This window comes from Streptomyces sp. NPDC005402, assembly GCF_040606575.1.
GTDB lineage: Bacteria > Actinomycetota > Actinomycetes > Streptomycetales > Streptomycetaceae > Streptomyces.
Map to the genome: position 1 here is coordinate 351,538 of NZ_JBEXFB010000004.1, position 15,679 is coordinate 367,216.

17 protein-coding genes and 1 riboswitch are annotated in these 15,679 nt (G+C 71.6%); of the genes, 8 read left to right on the forward strand and 9 right to left on the reverse strand.

The window, feature by feature from the left end:
- The first annotated feature begins 71 nt into the window (after positions 1-71).
- Entirely contained in the window at positions 72-314 is a 243-nt protein-coding gene (locus tag ABZT02_RS10075; protein ID WP_356016082.1) for a (2Fe-2S)-binding protein, read from the forward strand.
- Here the strand turns inward: ABZT02_RS10075 and bfr are convergent.
- Complete coding sequence (bfr, locus tag ABZT02_RS10080; RefSeq protein WP_356016084.1) at positions 311-790, reverse strand: bacterioferritin; 480 nt, start codon at positions 788-790, stop codon at positions 311-313. The genes ABZT02_RS10075 and bfr overlap by 4 nt on opposite strands.
- Positions 791-968: 178 nt before the next feature.
- On the opposite strand from bfr, the gene ABZT02_RS10085 reads away from it, so the two are divergent.
- Complete coding sequence (locus ABZT02_RS10085) at positions 969-1,601, forward strand: sulfite oxidase-like oxidoreductase (protein WP_356016085.1); 633 nt, start codon at positions 969-971, stop codon at positions 1,599-1,601.
- A 3-nt stretch (positions 1,602-1,604) separates the two neighbouring features.
- Here ABZT02_RS10085 and ABZT02_RS10090 read toward each other — a convergent pair whose 3' ends face one another.
- The 6 genes from ABZT02_RS10090 to thiO all read right to left on the reverse strand — a co-directional run bounded on the left by ABZT02_RS10090 (position 1,605) and on the right by thiO (position 7,551).
- Positions 1,605-2,108: a DUF4396 domain-containing protein gene (locus ABZT02_RS10090; RefSeq protein WP_356016088.1), complete on the reverse strand. Its 504-nt coding sequence runs from the start codon at positions 2,106-2,108 to the stop codon at positions 1,605-1,607.
- Positions 2,109-2,191: 83 nt separating this feature from the next.
- Positions 2,192-3,055 (reverse strand): deoxyribonuclease IV, encoded by an 864-nt coding sequence (locus ABZT02_RS10095; RefSeq protein ID WP_356016090.1) that lies wholly within the window; start codon positions 3,053-3,055, stop codon positions 2,192-2,194.
- Between the two features lie 251 nt (positions 3,056-3,306).
- The gene (gene pknB, locus ABZT02_RS10100) at positions 3,307-5,241 is read right to left on the reverse strand and encodes a Stk1 family PASTA domain-containing Ser/Thr kinase (protein WP_356016092.1); all 1,935 of its coding nucleotides are present in this window, start codon (positions 5,239-5,241) and stop codon (positions 3,307-3,309) included.
- A 154-nt stretch (positions 5,242-5,395) separates the two neighbouring features.
- Positions 5,396-6,193, reverse strand: coding sequence for a thiazole synthase (locus ABZT02_RS10105; protein WP_356016093.1), 798 nt, complete (start codon positions 6,191-6,193; stop codon positions 5,396-5,398).
- Positions 6,194-6,196: 3 nt separating this feature from the next.
- Positions 6,197-6,397, reverse strand: a complete 201-nt coding sequence (gene thiS, locus ABZT02_RS10110) for a sulfur carrier protein ThiS (RefSeq protein WP_079308693.1) — start codon at positions 6,395-6,397, stop codon at positions 6,197-6,199.
- Positions 6,394-7,551, reverse strand: a complete 1,158-nt coding sequence (gene thiO / locus ABZT02_RS10115; protein ID WP_356016096.1) for a glycine oxidase ThiO — start codon at positions 7,549-7,551, stop codon at positions 6,394-6,396. Before thiO ends, thiS begins: the two co-directional genes overlap by 4 nt.
- Positions 7,549-7,661, reverse strand: a riboswitch (TPP riboswitch). It overlaps the preceding gene by 3 nt.
- Positions 7,662-7,713: 52 nt before the next feature.
- On the opposite strand from thiO, the gene ABZT02_RS10120 reads away from it, so the two are divergent.
- The 6 genes from ABZT02_RS10120 (at position 7,714) to ABZT02_RS10145 (ending at position 13,190) form a co-directional block, all read left to right on the forward strand.
- Positions 7,714-8,085, forward strand: a complete 372-nt coding sequence (locus ABZT02_RS10120; RefSeq protein ID WP_356016098.1) for a hypothetical protein — start codon at positions 7,714-7,716, stop codon at positions 8,083-8,085.
- Between the two features lie 32 nt (positions 8,086-8,117).
- Complete coding sequence (locus ABZT02_RS10125) at positions 8,118-9,338, forward strand: FAD-dependent oxidoreductase (protein WP_356016099.1); 1,221 nt, start codon at positions 8,118-8,120, stop codon at positions 9,336-9,338.
- 669 nt (positions 9,339-10,007) lie between these two features.
- Positions 10,008-10,379, forward strand: a complete 372-nt coding sequence (locus tag ABZT02_RS10130) for an Rv2175c family DNA-binding protein (protein ID WP_356016102.1) — start codon at positions 10,008-10,010, stop codon at positions 10,377-10,379.
- A gap of 94 nt (positions 10,380-10,473) precedes the next feature.
- Complete coding sequence (thiE, locus tag ABZT02_RS10135; RefSeq protein ID WP_356016103.1) at positions 10,474-11,124, forward strand: thiamine phosphate synthase; 651 nt, start codon at positions 10,474-10,476, stop codon at positions 11,122-11,124.
- Positions 11,125-11,247: 123 nt separating this feature from the next.
- Positions 11,248-12,171, forward strand: coding sequence for a methylenetetrahydrofolate reductase [NAD(P)H] (gene metF, locus ABZT02_RS10140; RefSeq protein ID WP_356016105.1), 924 nt, complete (start codon positions 11,248-11,250; stop codon positions 12,169-12,171).
- 56 nt (positions 12,172-12,227) lie between these two features.
- Positions 12,228-13,190, forward strand: coding sequence for a hypothetical protein (locus ABZT02_RS10145; RefSeq protein ID WP_356016108.1), 963 nt, complete (start codon positions 12,228-12,230; stop codon positions 13,188-13,190).
- A gap of 15 nt (positions 13,191-13,205) precedes the next feature.
- Here the strand turns inward: ABZT02_RS10145 and ABZT02_RS10150 are convergent, their stop codons facing one another.
- Together ABZT02_RS10150 and ABZT02_RS10155 are read right to left on the reverse strand one after the other, a co-directional pair.
- A complete protein-coding gene (locus tag ABZT02_RS10150; protein ID WP_356016109.1) occupies positions 13,206-14,708 on the reverse strand; it encodes an NAD(P)/FAD-dependent oxidoreductase in 1,503 nt (500 codons plus the stop codon).
- 322 nt (positions 14,709-15,030) lie between these two features.
- Positions 15,031-15,645, reverse strand: coding sequence for a DUF4126 domain-containing protein (locus ABZT02_RS10155; RefSeq protein ID WP_356016110.1), 615 nt, complete (start codon positions 15,643-15,645; stop codon positions 15,031-15,033).
- Positions 15,646-15,679 lie beyond the last annotated feature (34 nt).

Sequence of the window (15,679 nt, forward strand, 5' to 3'; positions counted from 1 at the left end):
CTCCACTTTTGTGGTCTCTGAGCGCCGGGTAAGGTTAGGTTAGCCTTATTGATCTCGGCGGGAGGTGATCCGTGTTCGTCTGCAGCTGCTTCGGCGTGACCGAGGCACAGGTCCAGCAGCACGCGGACGGCGGAGCCTGTACACCCCGCCAGATCGCCTCCGCCTGCAAGGCGGGCACGGACTGCGGCTCGTGCGTACGTCGTATCCAGGCGATCCTCGGCCGGGGTGCCTGCTCGCGCCGGGATCCGGCCGACCAGGACCGACCGGTCGTCGCGGAGTTTCCCGGCGCCCCGGAGCTCGAGGAAGCCGCCTAGCTCTCCGGCTGCTCGATCAGCTGCGCGAGGTAGAGCGCCTCGCCGAGCTTCTCCAGAAGTTCCAGCTGCGTGTCGAGATAGTCGATGTGGTGCTCCTCGTCCGCGAGGATCGACTCGAAGATGTTCGCCGACGTGATGTCACCCTTGGCGCGCATCACCTCGACACCGCGCTTGAGGCGGTCGATGGCCTCCACCTCGACCTGCCGGTCGGCCTCGAACATCTCCTTGACGGTCTGACCCACCCGCACGTGGAACAGCCGCTGGTAGTTCGGCAGCCCCTCCAGGAAGAGGATGCGGTCGGTGAGCACCTCGGCGTGCTTCATCTCGTCGAACGACTCGTGCCGCGTGTACTTCGCGAGCTTCGTCCAGCCGAAGTTCTCCTGCATCTTCGCGTGCAGGAAGTACTGGTTGATCGCGGTGAGCTCGCCGGTGAGCTGCTCGTTGAGGAATTCGATGACCTCGGGGTCGCCCTGCATCGCAGAGGCTCCTTCCAACCGTGGGGAACTGGCCAGGCTGCGCCGCATCCTCGCACCGGTGAGGAAGATCGTCCAGTAAGTCTTCACTTAGTAAGTTAGGGCATGCTTAGTCCGGTTTGCGATGGGTGGGCCGGGGGTTGGTCAGGCGCATCCCCTCGGGTCTGTCAGGATGGAAGGCATGGGTCAGCCGGTGGAGCGGGAGAGTGGAGAAGCGGCGCACTCCGAGCTTCCGCCGGGGCAGCGACTGCAGCGCGGCTGGCCCGTCACGCATTACGGCCCGGTCCCCAAGTTCCGGCCCGAGCGCTGGGAGTTCCGGGTCTTCGGCGCCACCGCGGACGGCGAGAAGCACTGCTGGAACCACGAGGAGTTCACGGCTCTGCCGTACGCCACCGTCGTGGGCGACCTGCACTGTGTGACGAAGTTCAGCATGCTCGGCGCCGAGTGGGGCGGCATTCCCGCCCGCACCATCCTGGAGATCGCCCCGCCCGCGCCGACGGTCACCCATGTGATGGTCTGGGCCGAGTACGGCTTCAGCTCCAACCTCCGGCTCGCGGACTTCGCGTCCGAGCGCTCGATCTTCGCCACCCACAAGGACGGCGAGCTGCTCACGGCGGAGCACGGGTTTCCGCTCCGGCTGGTCGTCCCCCATCTGTACGCCTGGAAGGGGCCCAAATGGGTCCGTGGCGTGGAGTACATGACCGCCGACCGGCGCGGGTTCTGGGAGGAGCGCGGCTACCACAACGTCGGCGATCCCTGGAAGGAACAGCGGTACTCGTACCAGGAGGGGCCGGAGGACGGCCCCGAGCTGTGACGCTCAGTGGCCGTGGTGCTGGTGGACCACGGCGTGCCCCTTGCCGCGGCCGATCATCCACTTGTTCACCGGCACGGTGACGACGAACGCGATGGCCAGCGAGATCGCCAGCGACGCCCAGAACAGCAGATCGGCGAGTTCCGCGTCCATGGCGTCCGGCCACAGCGCGATCACGCCGTTGTCGATCAGCTCCATCACGGCGATGGACAGGGTGTCGGCGGCCAGTGCCACCCGCAGTGCGGCCCGGAAGCCCATGCCGGCCTTCAGGACCCCGCGCAGGGTGAGCGAGTAGCCGAAGAAGAAGGCCAGGACGATCGCCAGCACGGTGGTCGGCAGATTGCCCCAGCCCAGCGCGGTACCGATGACCATGCCGAGCACCTCGCCGATGGCGCAGCCGGTGAGGCAGTGGAGGGTGGCCTGGACGGCGACGGCCCAGGTGGCGGTGGCCGGTGCCTCGTGCTGGTGCGTGGGTGTGCCGTGCTGGTGCGTGTGCGCCTCGTGTTCCATGAATGCCCCCATGGTCGGATGACGGTTCCTGCGAGTGACAGGAACCGTATACCCCCTAGGGGTATTCCTCAACGGGGTACTCCTCAGCAGATGCGGAGTTTCTTCAGCCGCTCCACGTCCGCCGCATGGCCCTCCTTGCCGCCGGGTGTCTCGATGATCAGGGGGACGCCCTCCGTGGCGGGATGGGTCATCAGGGCGCGGAAGGGGTCCTCGCCGATATGGCCGGAGCCGATGTTCTCGTGGCGGTCCTTGTGGGCGCCGACGACGTCCTTGGAGTCGTTGGCGTGGATCAGCTTCAGGCGGCCCTCGCCGACCGTGTCCACCAGGAGGTCGAGCGTCTGGTGCATGCCGCTCGGGCCGGTCAGGTCGTGGCCCGCGGCGAAGATGTGGCAGGTGTCCAGGCAGACGCCCAGCTTCGGGTGGGCGTCCAGGGCCTCGAAGTACGGGCCGAAGTCCCAGGTCCGTGAGCAGAGCGAGGCGCCCTGGCCGGCCGTCGACTCCAGGAGCAGGTACGGGTCGTCGTCGTGGGTGAGCTCGTCGAGCAGCGGGAGCAGGTGCTCGCGGACCTGCTTCAGGGCCACGGAACGGTCGCGGCCGCCGGTCGCACTGCCGGTGTGCACGACCACGCCCAGTGCGCCGATCTCCCGTCCGCGCCGCAGTGAGTGCCGCAGCGAGTCGACCGACCTCTCCACGGTGGCCTCGGTGTGCGAGCCGAAGTTGATCAGGTAGGGGGCGTGGACGTACGCCGGGATCGCCCGTTCCGTGCAGGCCTCGCGGAACGCCTCGTCCTGGCGGGGGTTCCCGACGGGGGTGGCCCAGCCGCGTGGGTTGGCGACGAAGACCTGCACGGTCTCGGCGTCGAGGTCCTGGGCGTACGACAGGCCCACCGAGTGCAGGCCGCCGGCCACGGGGACGTGACCGCCGACGGGGTTGCGCTGAGTTGTCACCGGTCAAGGGTGCCATTGCCTGCGGCGCTGGGGCGTCGCCGGGTGCGGGTAGGTGGGGGCGGGCGTTTGCGCGGTTCCCCGCGCCCCTGAATGCCTGCGGCGCAGCTGCGGCTTCGGTGGGGGCCTGTGCAGCGCGTGCGGTGCGTTGGCCCGGGGACGGCAACTCCCCAGGGGCGCGGGGAACTGCGCGGCCAGCCACGACGGACCCGCGGTCGCCTGACGACCTCACCCGGCACCCCGTCGCGCGTCTCTCAGCGGATCGTGATCGTGATCGTCGAACCCTTGGGAGCCGTGTCCCCGCCCTCCACCGACTGCTTCTTCACCGTGTCGCCGAACAGGCCGAGCAGACCCCGGTCCTCGTCGACCTGGAAGCCCGCATCCTCCAGTTCGGACTTGGCGTCGTCCACGCTGTCGCCCGTGACGTCCGGGACCTCGACCATCACCGGGCCCTTGGAGATCGTCAGCGTGACGGTGTCGTCCTCGGCCGCCTGGCTGTCGGCGGCCGGGGTCTGCCGGGCGACCTGGCCGGCGTCGTACTCGGAGTTGACCCGGGCGGTGGCGACCTTGACCTTCAGGCCGGCCTCCGCCAGATCGGCCTTGGCGTCGGCCAGGTCCTCGCCGGTGACGTCCGGGACGTCGACCGGGGCGCCCTTGCTGACGGTGAACGCGACCGCCGAGCCGGCGTGCAGCGTGGTGCCGCCCTCGGGATCGGTGCTGATCACGAAACCCTTCGGGACGTCCTCGCTGAACTCCTGGGTGACCATGCCCGGCTCCAGTCCCTCCGTCTTCAGCCGGGCTCTCGCCTTGCTCAGCGCCCAGCCGTCCACGTCGGGCACCTTCACCGTCTGCGGGCCCTTGGAGACGGTGATCGACACGGAGTCGTGGTCCCGGATCCGGGCGCCCACCCCCGGGTCCGTGCTGATGACGGTGCCGCGCTTGACGGTGTCGCTGTAGGCGTAGGTGACCTTCCCGGTCTCCAACCCGGCCCCGTCCAGCCGGTCCCGGGCCTGGGCCTCGGTCTTCGACAGCAGGGACGGAACCCGGGTGAACTGACCGGAGTTGATGTACCAGACGCCCGCCCCGAGTCCCAGGGCCAGCAGGACCGCGGCGACGATCAGGAGCGGGCCGCGCCGGGAACCGCCGGAGGAGCGGCCGCGACGGGCCGGCGGGGGCGGAGGGCTCTCCAGGACGCTGGTGCGGTGGTACCCCTCGGGCTCGTCCTCGTTGACCGGCAGCAGGCGGGGCACGGTCAGCGAGCGCGGGATCACGCTCGTACGGTTCTCGGCGCCCGCGTAATCCGTGGCGAGTGCCTGCGGCGGCACCGCGTCCAGCTGGTCGGCGCTCAGCCGGTCGCGGGCCTCCCGGGTCTGCGCGAGCAGTGCCACGGCGTCGTACGGCCGCAGGTCCGGGGTGCGGGCGGTGGCCGACGCGACCAGCTCGTCCAGCTCGTACGCCAGGCCCGGGACCACGGCCGAGGGGGGCGGGACGTCCTCGTGGAGGTGCTTGTAGAGGACTATGGCGGGGGAGTCGCCTTCGTGCGGCTGGTTGCCGGTCAGCATCTCGTACAGGACGACACCGCACGCGTACACGTCGACGCGGGCGTCGGCGGCGCCCGGCTGCTCGATCTGTTCGGGTGAGAGATAGGACACGGTGCCGAGGACGGCTCCGGAGGTGCTGGTCACGGTGTTCACGGACCGCACGAGACCGAAGTCGGCGACCTTGACCCGGCCGTCGTCCCCTATCAGGACGTTCTCCGGCTTCATGTCCCGGTGCACGAAACCGGCGCGGTGCGCGGCGCCGAGCGCGGCCAGCACGGGCTCCAGGATGTCCAGGGCGGCGCGCGGCTGCAGGGCCCCGCGCTCGCGCAGCACGTCGCGCAGGGTGCAGCCGGCGACGTACTCCATGGCGAGATAGACGTACGACCCGTCGGTGCCCTGGTCGAAGACCTGCACGACGTTGGGGTGGGCGAGCCGGGCGACGGACTTGGCCTCCCGGATGAACCGGTCGACGAAGACCCCGTCCGCTGCGAGCGCGGGGTGCATCACCTTGAGCGCGAGCACACGGTCCAGACGGGTGTCCAGTCCCCGGTAGACCGTGGCCATCCCGCCGACCGCGATCCGCGCGTCCACGCGATAGCGGCCGTCGAGCACCTGCCCGACCAGCGGGTCCTGAAGGGTCGTATCCACGCAGGCGAGTGTACGAGCCGCCGCTGACAGTCCATCCGGTTCGGCCGGTATCGAGGCGTGACTGCAGCGCAGCTGTGACGCAGATCGCACGGAGTCGCCGCTCCGGGACGGGCGTGACCCTTGGGTCACCTCCCGCCCCGGCGTCCCCATCGGGTCACTGGAAAGCAGGCCGCTCCGGGTCCAGCACGGCCCTGCCCTCCACCGGAGACGACGCCTCGGCGAAGTGCCGTCGAGGAATGCGACCGGCCCGGTGGGCCAGCCGCCCCGCCTCCACCGCGTGTCTCATCGCGTGCGCCATCAGCTCCGGCTCCTGCGCCCGCGTCACCGCCGAGGCGAGCATCACACCCGCACACCCCAGCTCCATCGCCAGCGCCGCGTCCGACGCCGTGCCCGCTCCGGCGTCCAGGATCACCGGCACGCGCGCGTGCTCGACGATCAGCTGGAAGTTGTGCGGGTTGCGGATGCCGAGACCCGAGCCGATCGGCGAGCCCAGCGGCATGATCGCCGCGCAGCCCACGTCCTCCAGCCTGCGGGCCAGCACCGGGTCGTCGTTCGTGTACGGCAGCACCGTGAAGCCGTCGTCCACGAGGGTCTCGGCCGCGTCCAGCAGCTCTATGGGGTCCGGCAGCAAGGTGCGCTCGTCGGCGATGACCTCCAGCTTGACCAGGTCGGTGCCGAGTGCCTCGCGCGCGAGGCGGGCCGTCAGGACGGCCTCCCCGGCGGTGAAACAGCCCGCCGTGTTCGGGAGCACCCGGATGCCGAGCCTCTCCAGCACGGACAGCACCGAGCCGTGCACCGACGGGTTCACGCGGCGCATGGCGACCGTCGTCAGTTCCGTGCCGGAGGCGACCAGGGCCCGCTCCAGCACCTCCAGGCTGGGCGCCCCGCCCGTGCCCATGATCAGCCGCGACGAGAAGGACGTACCGGCGATGACAAAGGGATCGTCGGCCATGGGTCAGCCTCCTTGGACGGCGGTGAGGACTTCCACGCGGTCTCCCTCGGAGAGCGATGTCGAGGGCCACTGCGCGCGCGGGACGACGGTCTCGTTGAGCGCGGCGGCCACCCCGGAGGGCGCCGGTGTCAGCGCCCGCACGACGGTGTCGAGAGCCGTGCCGGGAGCGAACTGGCGCGGCTCCCCGTTGACGGAGATGTTCATGCCGGCTGCTCCACGGACTCCAGGAACCGCCTGGGGGTGAACGGGCGGGCCACGTCGGGCAGTTCACCGGTCGTCAGCGCGTGCGCCAGCGCGTCCCCGGTGACCGGCGTCAGCAGCACGCCGTTGCGGTAGTGACCGGTGGCCAGCAGGAGGCCGGGCAGGTCCGTCGGGCCGAGCAGTGGGGCGTTGTCCGGGGAGCCCGGGCGCAGGCCCGCGCGGGTCTCCGTCAGCGGCAGCTCGGTGATGCCGGGGACCAGTTCGTGCGCGTCCCGCAGCAGTTCGTACACCCCGCCCGCGGTCACCGTGGTGTCCCAGCCCAGCTCCTCGCTGGTCGCGCCGATCACCAGCTCGCCGCTCTCGCGCGGCACCAGGTAGACCTGGCTGCCGCGCACCACGGCCCGCACGGTACGGCTCAGGAAGGGCGCGAGGCGCGGCGGCACGGTCAGGCGCAGTACCTGGCCCTTCACGGGCCGTACGGGAGGCAGGAGGGCCTGCGGGACGCCTTCCAGGCGGCCGCTGAGGCTTCCGGCGGCGAGCACCACCTGGGCCGCGCCCAGTTCCTCGCCGTCCGTGGTGGTGAGGCCGACGGCCCGGTCCCGTACGACGCGAAGACGTCGGGCCCAGGTGCGGTGGAACTCCACGCCCGCCCGCTCGCACGCGGCCAGCAACGCGCGCGTGAGGCGGCGCGGATCGATCTGGTGGTCGCCGTCCACCCGCAGCCCGCCCCGCACCCCCGGCGCGAGCATCGGCTCCAGCCGACGGCACTCCCGGCCGGACAACCACTCCGACTCCAGCCCCGACTGCCGCTGGAGGGCGTGCAGTTCGCGAAGGTGGGCGCGGTCGTCGGCGTCCAGCGCGACGGCGAGCGTGCCGCACCGGCGGTAGCCCAGGTCCAGGCCGGTCAGCTCGGTGAGCTCGGCCGCGAACTCGGGATAGCGGTGGGCGGAGGCGAGGTTCAGGCCCAGCAGGGTCTGCTCGCCGTAGTGCAGTTCGGTGACCGCGGCCAGCATCCCGGCGGCCACCTGGGCGGCCCCGCCGCCGGGTTCGGGGTCCACGACCGCCGTGGTGAGACCGCGTTGCGCGGCCCGCCAGGCCGTGACCAGGCCGATGATGCCGCCCCCGACGACGAGGACGTCTGACGTACGTGAGGACATGGGCGTCCAGCCCCTCCCTTCGCCGGCATGACCCGGATCAGGTTCGTACGGTCGGAGGCCGCCCAGCCTCCCTCTCAGCCCGGTGCGTCCGGGCTCCCGCGAGTGCTCTACGTTGGCCACCCTAGCCCGTGCCCGCGCGCCTCTGTAAGGGAGCCTTCCGCCATGCCCCGCTCGCTCGACGGCCTCGTCCTCGCCCCGGTGGCCGATCAGGCCCCAGGTCAGGTGGGCACGCGGACCCGGTTCAGCTACCACGAGAACGACGGGCAGATCTGGGCCGAGTACGCGGGCGGTGACGTGGTACGCGGACATCTGGTCGGCACGCGCGCGGGGGACCGTCTCGACTTCCGGTACGTCCAGCTCAAGCACGACGGAACGACATCCTCCGGGCACTGCGTCTCGACCGTCGTGGAGCTTGCCGACGGCCGGGTGCGGCTGGAGGAGACGTGGCAGTGGGAGTCGCAGCCGGGCAGCGGAACGAGTGTGGTGGAACAGGTCGGCGAGGTTGTGCAGCAGGTCACGGCGCACGGCTCCTGACTGACTGATTGTCAGTTGACTATGGTGATCAAATGAGCGAGCAGACGCAGGCGCGGGCCCAGCGGCGGGTGGTCGTGGTCGGCGCGGGCATGGCCGGGGTACAGACGGCGGTCGCCCTGCGCGAACAGGGCTTCTCCGGAACCGTCACGATCATCGGCGCGGAGCCCCATCAGCCGTACGACCGTCCGCCGCTCTCCAAGGCCGTGCTGCTGGGCAAGGCCGAGGGCTCCGCCTTCGACGTGGACTTCGAGGCCCTCGGCATCGAACTGCTGCTGGGCCGCGAGGTGTTGGGCGTGCGCCCCGAAGCGCACGAACTGGACACCGAGGCCGGACCCTTCCCGTACGACGTCCTGGTCGTCGCCACCGGCGCCGAGCCGATCCGGCTGCCCGCCACGGAGGGCGTGCCCGGGGTGCATCTGCTGCGCACCCTGGACGACGCCGAGCGGCTGCGCCCCGTGCTCGCCCGGCAGCACGACATCGTGGTCGTCGGCGCCGGCTGGATCGGCGCCGAGTTCGCCACCGCCGCGCGCGAGGCGGGCTGCGCGGTGACGGTCGTGGAAGCCGCCGAGCGGCCCCTCGCGGGCGCGCTACCCGCCGAGGTGGCCGCGCCGATGACCTCCTGGTACGCCGACGCGGGTGCCGTGCTGCGCACACACGCGCGCGTGGAGCGGGTCGAGCCCGGCGCGGTCGTCCTGGACGACGGCTCCCGGGTGCCCGCGGGCGCGGTCGTGGTCGGTATCGGCGCCCGACCCGCCACGGCCTGGCTCGCCGGTTCGGGCATCGAGCTCGGCGCCCACCACGAGGTCGTCGCCGACGACCGGCTGCGCACCTCCGTGCCGGACGTCTACGCGGTCGGCGACTGCGCCTCCTTCCCCTCGGGGAGGTACGGCGAGCGCCTGCTGGTCCACCACTGGGACAACGCCCTCCAGGGCCCCCGCACGGTGGCCGCCGACATCGTGGGCGAGACGCCCACGGTCTACGACCCGGTCCCGTACTTCTGGTCCGAGCAGTTCGGCCGCTTCGTCCAGTACGCCGGGCACCACGCGTCCGCCGACACGACCCTGTGGCGCGGCGAGCCGTCCGGTCCCGCCTGGACGGTGTGCTGGCTGCGCGAGAACCGCCTGGTGGCCCTCCTCGCGGTGGGCCGACCCCGGGACCTGGCCCAGGGACGACGCCTCATCGAGGCGGGCACGGAGATGGACCCGGAGCTGCTGGTGGACCCGGCGAGGCCGTTGAAGGCGGCGACGGCGTAAACGGCCCGGCCGTCGTCCCCGGGTGACTGCCCTCGCGCGGGTGGCCTTCCGCGACCCGCGCGCGTCCTGCTCTCCGCCCCGACGGCGAGGTTGGCGGTCGGTGGCGGCGCCGACGGTGAGGCGCTCGACGGCGCGCCGGTTGCGCCCGACGGCGGTGCCCGGTGGAACCCGACGACCACGAGCCGGTGCCGACGGAGGCCCTGGCGGGGGCGGCGGGCCGGTCCTGCGCTTTCTCCCACCGCGGCGGGAGGGGGTGGGCACATCGCGCTGTCGCCGGTCGGAAACGTCTCGGCGGGGTTCGGGTGGCGGGTTGTGCCGTTTCCTTTTGTCCCGGCGGGAGGGTGTGGGCACGGCCCGCCGGCACGGTCGGTGCACCCTCTGTCGCCTGCGGGAGGCGGCCGGGCGGGTTTCGGGTGGCCGGTTCTGCCGTTTCTTCTTTTCGCGGCGGGAGGGTGTTGTGGGCGCGCGGCCCGTCGGCACTCGTTGGCGCACCCCCGTCGCCCGCGGGAGGCGGCCCGCAGGCGTCGTGCGACCGGTTCTGCCGCCTCTTCCCGCCGCAAACGGCAGGGCGTCGGCGCTATGCCTCGGGGCCCGGCGGAGCACCCTTCTGCCACTCGCCGGGGGTGCCCCGGCTTCCGACTGTCAGTGCGGGATGGCACGCTTAATCCCGTGACCGAGATTGACGCAAAGATCGATGCTCTCGTCCCCGCCTGGCTCACCCTCCCCGACATCGCAGAGATGCTCGACGTCGAGGTGACGCGTGTGCGGCAGCTGGTCAAGGAGGGCCAGCTCATCGCCGTACGCCGTGGTGAGAACCGCGCGCTGCACGTCCCCGCCGCCTTCATCGACGGGGCCGAGCAGAAGGTCGTCAAGGGCCTGACCGGGACCTTGACGCTCCTGAGGGACGACGGCTTCTCCGACGAAGAGATGCTGGAGTGGCTCTTCACCCCCGATGAGAGCCTGCCCGGCACCCCCGCGCAGGCCCTGAGCGAGAATCGCGGCACGGAGGTGAAGCGCCGGGCCCAGGCGCTTGCCGTCTGAACCGAACAGCATCGGCGTACGGGCCGTGACCGCCGAGGCCACGGCCACGGTCCCGTGCGGCCCGTACGCCACCGAACCCGGGGGAGACACACGCATGCCCGACACCGCCCGCACCCAGCTCGCCGATGCTCGCGTCTACCTGTGCACGGACGCCCGCAGGCGCCAGGGCGACCTCGCCGAATTCCTGGACGCGGTCCTGGCCGGCGGTGTCGACATCGTGCAGCTGCGGGACAAGGGCATGGAGGCGACCGAGGAACTGGAGCATCTCCAGGTCTTCGCCGACGCCTGCGCGCGGCACGGCAGGCTGCTCGCGGTCAACGACCGGGCCGACGTCGCCCACGCGGCCGGTGCCGACGTACTGCACCTGGGCCAGGGCGACCTGCCCGTTCCCGCCGCCCGCGCGATCCTCGGCGACGGCATCCTCATAGGCCGCTCCACCCACTCCGAGGCGGAGGCCGCCGCGGCCGCCGCGCAGGAGGGCGTGGACTACTTCTGCACCGGACCCTGCTGGCCGACCCCCACCAAGCCCGGCCGGCACGCCCCCGGCCTCGACCTGGTCCGGCACACCGCCGCTCTCGGCACCGAGCGCCCGTGGTTCGCCATCGGCGGCATCGACCTCGGCAACCTCGACGAGGTCCTGGAGGCCGGCGCCCGCCGGGTCGTGGTCGTCCGGGCGATCACCGAGGCGGACGATCCGGGCGCCGCCGCCGCGGAGTTCGCCAAGCGGTTGCGTGACACGCAGTGACGGGCTCGTGGTGACCGGTCGCATGATCGGCCCGGTGTCCGAGGGGTGGACAACAAGTCGACAAAACGGGCAAATTTCCGTGATCTGGTTGGGTCACCGCCGCCCCCTGGCTAACCTGCCGGTATGGCCCTAGGAACCGCATCCACCAGGACTGACCGCGCACGCACCGTGCGCGACATGCTCGCCGCGGGAAAGACGACGTACTCCTTCGAGTTCTCGGCGCCGAAGACCCCCAAGGGTGAGCGGAACCTGTGGAGCGCGCTCAGGAGGGTCGAGGCGGTCGCCCCGGACTTCGTGTCCGTCACGTACGGCGCCGGCGGCTCCACCCGCGCGGGCACCGTCAAGGAGACCCAGCAGATCGTCGCGGACACCACCCTGACCCCGGTCGCCCACCTCACCGCGGTCAACCACTCCATCGCGGAACTGCGCAACATCATCGGGCAGTACGCGGACGCCGGCATCCGCAACATCCTGGCCGTGCGCGGCGACCCGCCCGGCGACCCCATGGGCGACTGGCTGCCCCACCCGCAGGGCCTGACCTACGCCGCCGAACTCGTCCGGCTCATCAAGGAGTCGGGCGACTTCTGTGTCGGTGTCGCCGCCTTCCCGGAGATGCACCCGCGCTCCGCCGACTGGGACAGCGACGTCGCGCGCTTCGTCGACAAGTGCCGGGCCGGCGCCGACTACGCCATCACCCAGATGTTCTTCCAGCCGGAGTCCTATCTGCGGCTGCGTGACCGAGTCCACGCGGCGGGCTGCCAGACCCCCGTGATTCCCGAGGTCATGCCCGTGACCAGCGTGCGGATGCTGGAGCGGCTCCCGCAACTCAGCAACGCGAGCATCCCCTCCGTCCTGAAAGAGCGGATCCTCACAGCAAAGGACGATCCGACCGCTGTACGCTCGATCGGAATCGAGTTCGCAACGGAGTTCTGCGCACGGCTGCTGTCCGAGGGAGTGCCCGGACTGCACTTCATCACGCTCAACAACTCCACGGCGACGCTGGAAATCTACGAAAACCTGGGCCTGCACCATCCACCGCAGGCCTAGACCGGCCGCACGTATATACGACACACTGCGTAGCGGTCACTGGGAGAGGGGCGTACATGGGCTGGACGGTCCTCTACATCGCGTTCGGATTCGTCGCGCTGTGGCTGCTCGGCGAGGTACTGCTGCAGTACAAGGCGCGACTGCGCTGGCGGCTGCTCGCCTTCGTCGGCTTCCTCGGCGTCGTCCTCGGCGTGCTGATCCCGTCGGTGATCGTCATCGGCCTGGGCGCGATCGCCTTCGCGGTCGGCCAGACCTACGTCACCCTGTCGTTCCGTCGCGGCTTCGAGCAGGGCTGGGCCGTCAACCCGCCGGCCGCGCTGGGCGGTCTGACCGGCGGCAAGAAGAGCCGCCGGGAGCGCGGCCGCGAGGAACCCGACCTGGAGGTCTCCGACCTGGAGACGGGTGACGCGGCCTACGGCGACGAGTACGACCAGGCCCGGCCGGACACCGCCGGCCACGACGACTACGACCGCGACGACGTCTTCACGCCCGCGCGCTCCGCCGCCCCCGCGGCCGCCGAGACGACCGCGGTCTACGAGCCCCTGCCGATGCCCGACGACACCGGCTCCTACGGCGTGTACAACGGCCCCTCCTACGTCGGTGACCAGTCCTACGCGTCCACGGACCAGCCCCAGGACCAGTACGCGACGGCCGCCGCCGACCAGACCTACGGCTACGACGGCTACACCGGCTACGACCAGCAGCAGTACGGCTACGACCCGGCCGGGCAGCAGCAGTACGCCGCCTACTCCGACCCGTACATCGGCACCCAGACCTATGGGGCGGGGTCGTACGACACCTCCTACGGCGGTCAGCAGCAGTTCGTCCAGCAGGGCTACGACCAGTACGGCGGGACGTACGGCGGCGAGACCCCGGCCGGCGGGGTGTGGGTGCCGCAGCAGCGCACCGACGAGTCCTACGGCGGCGAACTCCCGCAGGAGCAGCAGTACTACCAGGACAACAACGGCCAGGGGCAGCAGAACCAGGGCCAGGGGTACGACGAGCAGTACCGCTTCTGACGCGGGGCGGCTCCGTCACTGAGAGCCGCGGAACTCCGGTCCCTCCACGACCAGTCCGGCCACCAGCGCGCCCGACATGCCCGCGTGGGCGAGGCCGCCGCCGGGGTGCGACCAGCCGCCGGCCGTGAACAGGCCCGGTATCGCCGTGCTGTTGGACGGGTGCAGGGTGCCTTCGCCGCCCGCCAGCGACGGCGGGGGAACGGCACCGCCCTCGGCCCCCGTCTCCCGCTCGGTGTGCACGGGTGTCCGCACCTCGCGCCACAGCATCCGCTCACGCAGTCCCGGCATCGCACGCTCGGCGGCGGCGACCATCTTGTCCGCGAAGGCGTCGGCTACCCCCGCAGTGGCCCAGTCGTGGCCGAGGCCGCAGGGCACGGTCGCCGTCAGCACCACGGACTCGTGGTCGGCGTCGGGGCGCAGGGCGGGGTCGTCCGGCCGGTCGATCCGGACCGTGGGGTCCGGCGTCTTTCCGTGCCAGAACAGGGCCAACTCGTCCCCGGGGGCGGTGCCGTACACCACCGTGCGATGCGCGGCGTCCGGCTGCCGCGCCCCGCGCAGGGCCAGGCACACCACGACCCGGCCCGGGTGCAGCTCCTCGGCGTCGGGAGGAACGTCCTTCGCGCCGTAGAGCTCACGACCCGGCATGAGCCCGCGCAGCCGCCAGGGTCCGGTGCCGACGACGGTGTCCGCCTCCGCGACCGTCCCGTCGGCGAACTCCACCCCCGCCGCGCGCCCGTCCTTCTCCAGGACGCCCGTCACCTCGGCGCCGAAGTGGAACTCGACCCTGCGCTGGACGCACCGTTCGTACACCGCCCGCGCCAACTCCCGCACGCCGCCCCGGACATACCAGGTCCCGAAGGCGTGCTCCATGTACGGCAGGATCGCGGCGCTCGCCGGAGCGGTGCCGGGGTCGACGCCGTACGCGAGCGCGTGACCGTCCAGCAGGGCCGCGAGGCGCGGGTCGCGCAGCTCCCAGGCGCCGATCTCGGCCAGGGTGCAGGCCCGTCGGGTGCGCAGCAGCCGCTTGTGCGGCACCGCCGGATAGGGCTCGTTCATCAGTACCGGCCAGTTGGGCCACAGGGGCTCTTCCAGGAGCGGCCTGCGGGTGCGGTCCCAGGCCTCGCGGGCCCGGATGAGGAAGTCGCCCCAGCGTGCGCCCGCGCCCTCTCCGAGGGCCTCGTCCAGTGCGGCGACCACTCCCGCGCGCGAGGCGTTCGGCAGGGACAGCTCGGTGCCGTCCGTGAAGACGTGCCGTGACGAGGGGTCGACCTGGACCAGCTCGACGACCGACTCCAGTGGCTCCTTGCCGGTCTTGATGAACAGATCGCGGTAGACCGCGGGGAGGGTCAGCAGCCCCGGCCCGGTGTCGAACCCGAACCCGTCCCGCTCGAAGAGGCGCACCGCTCCGCCGTACGTCTCCGTGCGCTCGTACACCGCCACCCGGTGGCCCGCGACGGCCAGCCGGGCAGCGGCCGCCATCGCGCCCATCCCAGCGCCGATCACCGCAATCCGTGCCATGCCTGCGACTTTATCGGCCGCCACTGACAATCCGGCCCGGGGCCGCTGTTGGGGAGACCGGCCGGGCGGCGGTCGCAGCGTGCGCCAGGGGCGACTGGTCCGGCAGTCATCTCGGGCCGCGGGCGGGACCGTTCTTCGCGTGGTGCACCCGATCGAAGGGGCCGCCCCTCCGCGGTGCGGGCCGTCGGCCTCGGCGCCGCTCACGTCCGTGTCGGTGGGCGGGTCGGCCTGTCGTGGGGCGCAGGCTGACGGAGCTCGCAGGCGGTCGGCGGGTCCACCGGGCACCTGTGTTGCTTCGGCCGGTTCCGTGTCGCGCAGGGCGTCAGCCCGGTGGGCCTCCGGTCCGGGCCGCGAGGCGTTTCTCCTCCCGGCGTTGGGCCCTGCGGCGGCGGAATCTGCGGATGCGGGAGATCAGGAAGTAGAGCATCAGGAGACCGGCGAGCAGCAGGACGCCCGCGATGGTCGCCGCCGCCTCCGGGTGGAACATCGCGAACGTGACGATTCCGGCGACTCCGAGATCCTCCGCCAGACTCAGGACTATGTTGCTGAAGGGCTCGGGGGAGGTGTTCACCGCCATGCGGGTGCCCGCCTTGACGGTATGGCTCGCCAGCGCCGTCGAACCGCCCACCAGGCCCGCGACCACGTCGTTGAGCGAACCGCTCTGCCCCGCGAGCAACGCCCCGACCCAGGCGCCGGCGACCGGCCGGACCACGGTGTGCACGGAGTCCCACGCCGAGTCGACGTACGGGATCTTGTCGGCCACGGCCTCGCACAGGAACAGCACGCCGGCCACGATCAGGACCTCGGGGCGCTGCAGAGTATCGGGGACGTCGTCGCTCAGCCCCGTCGCGCCGAACACGCCGAGCAGCAGCACCACCGCGTACGCGTTGACGCCGCTGGCCCAGCCGCTGGTGAACACCAAGGGGAGTACGGACACGGACGCGATCGTAACCAGTCGGCCACGGGTCGTC

Coding starts and splice junctions, on each gene's coding strand:
- bfr (WP_356016084.1), bottom strand. CDS start 790: ATGCAGGGCGACCCCGAGGTCATCGAATTCCTCAACGAGCAGCTCACC.
- ABZT02_RS10085 (WP_356016085.1), top strand. CDS start 969: ATGGGTCAGCCGGTGGAGCGGGAGAGTGGAGAAGCGGCGCACTCCGAG.
- ABZT02_RS10090 (WP_356016088.1), bottom strand. CDS start 2,108: ATGGAACACGAGGCGCACACGCACCAGCACGGCACACCCACGCACCAG.
- ABZT02_RS10105 (WP_356016093.1), bottom strand. CDS start 6,193: ATGGCCGACGATCCCTTTGTCATCGCCGGTACGTCCTTCTCGTCGCGG.
- thiS (WP_079308693.1), bottom strand. CDS start 6,397: ATGAACATCTCCGTCAACGGGGAGCCGCGCCAGTTCGCTCCCGGCACG.
- thiO (WP_356016096.1), bottom strand. CDS start 7,551: ATGTCCTCACGTACGTCAGACGTCCTCGTCGTCGGGGGCGGCATCATC.
- ABZT02_RS10120 (WP_356016098.1), top strand. CDS start 7,714: ATGCCCCGCTCGCTCGACGGCCTCGTCCTCGCCCCGGTGGCCGATCAG.
- ABZT02_RS10125 (WP_356016099.1), top strand. CDS start 8,118: ATGAGCGAGCAGACGCAGGCGCGGGCCCAGCGGCGGGTGGTCGTGGTC.
- thiE (WP_356016103.1), top strand. CDS start 10,474: ATGCCCGACACCGCCCGCACCCAGCTCGCCGATGCTCGCGTCTACCTG.
- metF (WP_356016105.1), top strand. CDS start 11,248: ATGGCCCTAGGAACCGCATCCACCAGGACTGACCGCGCACGCACCGTG.
- ABZT02_RS10145 (WP_356016108.1), top strand. CDS start 12,228: ATGGGCTGGACGGTCCTCTACATCGCGTTCGGATTCGTCGCGCTGTGG.
- ABZT02_RS10150 (WP_356016109.1), bottom strand. CDS start 14,708: ATGGCACGGATTGCGGTGATCGGCGCTGGGATGGGCGCGATGGCGGCC.